This window comes from Arthrobacter sp. P1_B4 (assembly GCF_056406555.1).
On record NZ_JBFTZW010000137.1, the window covers coordinates 1 to 5,550 of the forward strand.

Sequence of the window (5,550 nt, forward strand, 5' to 3'; positions counted from 1 at the left end):
GGGCAAGGTGAGCTCCGGGGGCGAGGTCCTCGCCAAGGCGTCCCTGCAGGTCCCGGAGGACGCCGCGCTGGACGTCACGGCCTCGGCCGAGGACGGCTACGTCAGCCGCGCCGGGCACAAGCTGGCCGGCGCGCTGGATGCCTTTCCCGCCGTCGTCGTCGCAGGCAAACGGTGCCTCGACGCCGGCGCCTCCACCGGCGGGTTCACGGATGTGCTGCTTCGGCGCGGTGCTGCCCACGTGGTGGCCGTCGACGTGGGGCACGGCCAGCTGGTGCCGGAAATCCGGAATGACTCCAGGGTTTCCGTGCACGAAGGCCTCAACGTCCGCTACATGGCGGCCGCGGAAATCGGCGGACCGGCCGCTCTGACGGTGGCTGATCTGTCCTTCATCTCGCTGACGCTTGTGGTGGCGCCACTCGCGGCCTGCACCCTGCCCGGCGGCGACCTCGTCCTCATGGTCAAGCCACAGTTCGAGATCGGCAAGGACCGGCTGGGCCGGACCGGCGTGGTCACCTCGGAACGCGAACGCCGGCTCGCCGTGGGCAAGGTGGCTGCCGCCGCCGTGGACGCGGGCCTGGTCTTGTCAGGCCTCGCCCAGAGCCCGCTGCCGGGCCAGGACGGCAATGTCGAATACTTCCTGTGGATAAAACGCGCGATGTCGGAAGTCCCGCCTAAGATCGAGGAGCGGGACGCAGCCGTTGCTGCGTTGCTCGGAACAATCTGGCCGAACCACTAGTACCACCAGAAGGCGGAACCTGATGAGCAGGCGTGTCCTGATCCTGGCCCACACAGGGCGCGAGGAGTCCCTCAAGGCTGCCTGGGAAGCGTGTGCGCTGCTGCACGAATCCGGGCTGGTCCCCGTGCTGCAGGAGAACGAGCTCGGGGACATGGTCCGCTTCTTCGGCCGGCTCGACCACCCGGTCGAGGTCCTTCACGATCACGTGAAGCTGCCCGAGGTGGAACTTGTCATGGTGCTCGGCGGGGACGGCACCATCCTCCGGGCTGCCGAACTGGTCCGCGAAGTCGACGTGCCGCTGCTTGGAGTGAACCTTGGCCACGTGGGGTTCCTGGCCGAGAGCGAACGGGCCGACCTCGCCCAGACCGTCGAGTGGATCGCCAGCCGTGACTACACGGTGGAGGAGCGCATGACGATCGACGTCCAGGTCTGGGTCCGCGGCCAGAAGATCTGGCACACCTGGGCCCTGAATGAGGCCGCGATCGAAAAGGGCAACCGGGAACGGATGCTGGAGGTGGTCACCGAAGTCGACGAACGCCCCCTGACCTCATTCGGCTGCGACGGCGTGGTCCTGGCCACGCCCACAGGCTCCACGGCCTACGCGTTTTCCGCCGGCGGTCCCGTGGTGTGGCCCGAGGTCGAGGCCCTCCTGATCGTGCCGATCAGCGCCCATGCCCTCTTCGCGAAGCCGCTCGTGGTTTCGCCCCGGTCCCGCCTCGCCGTCGAGATCCTGAACCGCACCGACGCCCAGGGTGTCCTCTGGTGCGACGGCCGCCGCTCGGTGGATCTGCCGCCCGGCGCGCGCGTCGAAGTGACCCGCTCCGCAACGCCCGTGCGTCTGGCCCGGACACACCAGACCCCCTTCTCCGGCAGGCTCGTGCGCAAATTCCAGCTCCCCATCCAGGGCTGGCGCGGCCCCGTGCCCCAAACCCGGGCCATCCACACCGGCCCCCTGCCGATCATCCGCACGCCCCGTCCCATGCCGCCGCTTCCCTCGCCGCGCCACGAGGGAACTGCCGACGCGCCCGATCCCTCGCCAGATCCCACAACCGAGAAGTGAACCATGCTTGAAGAACTGCGTATCCGCGACCTCGGCGTCATCACCGACGCCACCCTGCCGCTGGGCCCAGGCCTCAGCGTGGTGACCGGTGAAACCGGTGCCGGCAAGACCATGGTGGTGACGGCCGTCGGGCTGCTCCTCGGTGCCAGGTCCGACGCCGGCGCCGTCCGCAGCGGCGCGAAGAGCGCCTCGGCGGAGGCTGTGCTGAAGCTCGACGCCGGCCACGCTGCCGTCGCGCGGTCCAGGGAAGCCGGGGCCGAGGTGGAGGAGTTCGACGGCGGTGTGGAACTGCTGCTGGCCCGCAGCGTCGGGGCCGACGGCCGCAGCCGGGCCTATCTGGGCGGACGCGCCGCGCCGGTGGGGGTGCTGGCCGAAATCGGCGAAACCCTCGTGGTGGTGCACGGACAGTCGGACCAGATCCGGCTCAAGAGCCCGGTGGCGCAACGCGGCGCCCTGGACAAATTCGCCGGCGAGAGCCTTGCCGGCGCGCTTGCCGCCTATCAGGACCTCTACGCGCACTGGCATGCCAGCCAGGGCGAGCTGGACTCCTTGCGCAGTGCCGCGCGTGAACGCCTCCGCGAGGCCGAGTCGCTGCACGTAGCCCTGGCCGAGATCGACGCCGTGGACCCGCAGCCGGGGGAGGACGAGGCCCTCAAGGCCGAGGCCGTGAAACTGGCCAATGTCGAGGAACTGCGGATCGCGGCCAGCACCGCCCACCAGGCGCTCATCGCCGAGGACTTCGGTGAAGAAGCCGACGCGACCACCCTCGTGGACGCCGCCAAACGCACCCTGGAGCACGTTGCCGAACACGACGGGGAGCTGGGCTCCGCCGCGGCGCGCCTGGCCGAGGTCGGTTTCCTGCTCAACGACATCGCCGCTGAACTCGCCAGCTACCAGGCCGCCCTTGACACGGAGGGCCCGGAACGGCTCGCCGAAATCGAGGACCGCCGGGCCGCGCTGGCCAAGCTGGTCCGCAAGTACGCGCCGAGCATTGACGAGGTGCTGGTCTGGGCGGACGAGGCCCGGGCCCGGCACGAGGAACTCCAGGACGACTCCACCCGGATCGAAGCGCTGGACGCCGAGGTCGCCCGGGCCGAAACCGAGCTCCGGAAGAAGGCCGCCGGGATCAGCAAGGCCCGCAGCAAGGCCGCCAAGGACCTCTCCGCGCGGGTCAGCGCGGAGCTCACGGCGCTGGCCATGGCCGATGCCACCCTGGTCATCAATGTGGAGTCCGCGGGCCAGCTGGGACCGTTCGGGGCCGACGAGATCTCCTTCCTGCTTCAGCCGCACTCCGGCGCGCCGGCCCGGCCGCTGGGCAAAGGCGCCTCGGGCGGTGAACTCTCCCGCGTCATGCTCGCCATCGAGGTGGTGCTCGCCGCCGTCGATCCCGTCCCGACGTTTGTCTTCGACGAGGTCGACGCCGGCGTCGGCGGCCGCGCCGCCGTCGAGATCGGGCGCCGGCTGGCGATGCTGGCCCAGCACGTCCAGGTCCTCGTGGTGACCCACCTGCCGCAGGTGGCCGCGTTCGCGAACCAGCACATCAGGGTCACCAAGACCTCCGTGCGGGGCGCTGACGGGGCTACCGCCACCGGCTTCACCTCCAGCGACGTGCAGCTGCTGGACGAGGCCGAGCGCGTCCGCGAACTGGCCCGCATGCTGGCAGGCCAAGAGGACTCCGAATCAGCCCAGGCCCACGCCCAGGAGCTGCTGGACGACGCCAAACTCCTCCCGCAAAGCTAGGCGGGCCCGAAAGGACCTCCGCGGGGACTCCCGCAGGGACCGCTGCCAGGACAACAATCACATCGGGATCCCGCCAAGGAACCCGTGGAAGGCCGAATTGATGATAAGCTCAAACCCCGTGGTGCAGCGATCAAACTCTCGTGTAAATTCCCGGTTTCCGGGCTCGTCCAAGACGACCAAACACATCTTCGTCACCGGTGGTGTAGCGTCCTCGCTCGGTAAGGGACTGACGGCTTCGAGCCTCGGCCACCTCCTGCGGGCACGCGGTCTGTCTGTAACAAYGCAAAAGCTCGATCCCTATCTGAACGTGGATCCGGGCACGATGAACCCCTTCCAGCACGGCGAAGTCTTCGTCACTGACGACGGCGCCGAGACGGACCTGGACATCGGCCACTATGAGCGCTTCCTCGATGAAAACCTCGAAGGATCGGCCAACGTCACAACCGGCCAGGTCTACTCGACAGTCATCGCGAAGGAACGCCGCGGCGAATACCTCGGCGACACCGTCCAGGTCATCCCGCACATCACCGATGAGATCAAGCGGCGCATGCGGCTTCCGGCCGAGGGCAAGAACGCCCCCGACGTCATCATCACCGAAATCGGCGGCACGGTGGGCGACATCGAGTCCCAGCCGTTCCTCGAATCCGCCCGCCAGGTCCGTCAGGACATCGGCCGCGGAAATGTGTTCTTCCTCCACGTGTCCCTCGTGCCGTACATCGGCCCGTCGCAGGAGCTGAAGACCAAGCCGACGCAGCACTCCGTTGCCGCGCTGCGCTCCATCGGCATCCAGCCCGAGGCAATCGTGATCCGGTCCGACCGCGAAGTCCCGCAGCCGATGCGCGACAAGATCGGCCGCATGTGCGACGTCGACATCGACGCCGTGATCGGCTGCCCGGACGCACCGAGCATCTACGACATCCCGAAGACCCTGCACTCCCAGGGCCTGGATTCGTACATCGTCCGCGCCCTGGACCTGCCGTTCAAGGATGTGGACTGGACCAGCTGGGACAAGCTGCTCGACGCCGTCCACAACCCGAAGCACGAAGTTGAGATCGCGCTCGTGGGCAAGTACATCGACCTGCCGGACGCCTACCTGTCCGTCACTGAGGCCCTGCGCGCCGGCGGCTTCGCCAACGACACCAAGGTCAAGATCCGCTGGGTCCCCTCGGACGAATGCGAAACCCGCGAGGGTGCCGTGCAGTCCCTGGCCGGCGTCGACGCCATCTGCGTTCCGGGCGGCTTCGGCATCCGCGGCCTGGAAGGCAAACTCGGCGCCCTGAAGTACGCCCGCGAAACCAAGCTCCCGGTCCTGGGCCTGTGCCTGGGCCTGCAGTGCATGGTGATCGAGTACGCCCGCAACGTAGTCGGCCTCGAAGGAGCGTCCTCGTCCGAGTTCGAGCCGGACTCCAAGTACCCCGTCATCGCCACGATGGAAGAGCAGCTGGACATCGTTGACGGCAAGGGCGACCTTGGCGGCACCATGCGCCTGGGCCTGTACGAAGCCAAGCTCGACGAAGGCTCCGTCGTCGCCGAGACCTACGGCGCCACCAAGGTCAGCGAACGGCACCGCCACCGCTACGAGGTCAACAACAAGTACCGCGATCAGATCGCCGCCAAGGGCCTGTCGTTCTCCGGAACGTCGCCCGACGGCAAGCTGGTGGAGTTCGTGGAACTTCCCCGCGACGTCCACCCGTACTACGTGGCCACGCAGGCGCACCCAGAGCTCAGCTCGCGGCCCACGCGCCCGCACCCGCTGTTCGCGGGCCTGATTGAGGCTGCCCTTGGCCACCAGCGGGCCGGCGATGCCGCGCCCGCTGCCAGCAGCAGCCCGAGTGCAAAGGCCGATGCCCCGGCACCTGCGCCCAAGCCCTCGTCGGCAGCAGTGTCCAAGTAATTTCCAACTGAATCAAAGGACGGCGCGATGCCCGGTATGTCTGAGACCCCCAATGCTGCACGGCAGGTTTCGGATGAGCCGAGCCCGCGCCGTCTTTTGTCGTCCCGGAAGGTGTACGAG

General features: G+C 68.4%; 4 protein-coding genes. All 4 read left to right on the forward strand.

The features are described 5' to 3' along the window. Positions 1-736, forward strand: a 736-nt coding sequence (locus AC1D1W_RS19640; protein WP_476944575.1) for a TlyA family RNA methyltransferase, incomplete at its 5' end; no start/stop codon positions are given. Between the two features lie 22 nt (positions 737-758). After that, positions 759-1,796, forward strand: a complete 1,038-nt coding sequence (locus AC1D1W_RS19645; RefSeq protein WP_028277417.1) for an NAD kinase — start codon at positions 759-761, stop codon at positions 1,794-1,796. Between the two features lie 3 nt (positions 1,797-1,799). Next, entirely contained in the window at positions 1,800-3,536 is a 1,737-nt protein-coding gene (recN, locus tag AC1D1W_RS19650) for a DNA repair protein RecN (RefSeq protein WP_476944576.1), read from the forward strand. Positions 3,537-3,636: 100 nt separating this feature from the next. Further along, on the forward strand, positions 3,637-5,430 hold the full coding sequence (locus AC1D1W_RS19655) for a CTP synthase (protein ID WP_476944577.1): 1,794 nt from the start codon (positions 3,637-3,639) through the stop codon (positions 5,428-5,430). Positions 5,431-5,550: the final 120 nt, after the last annotated feature.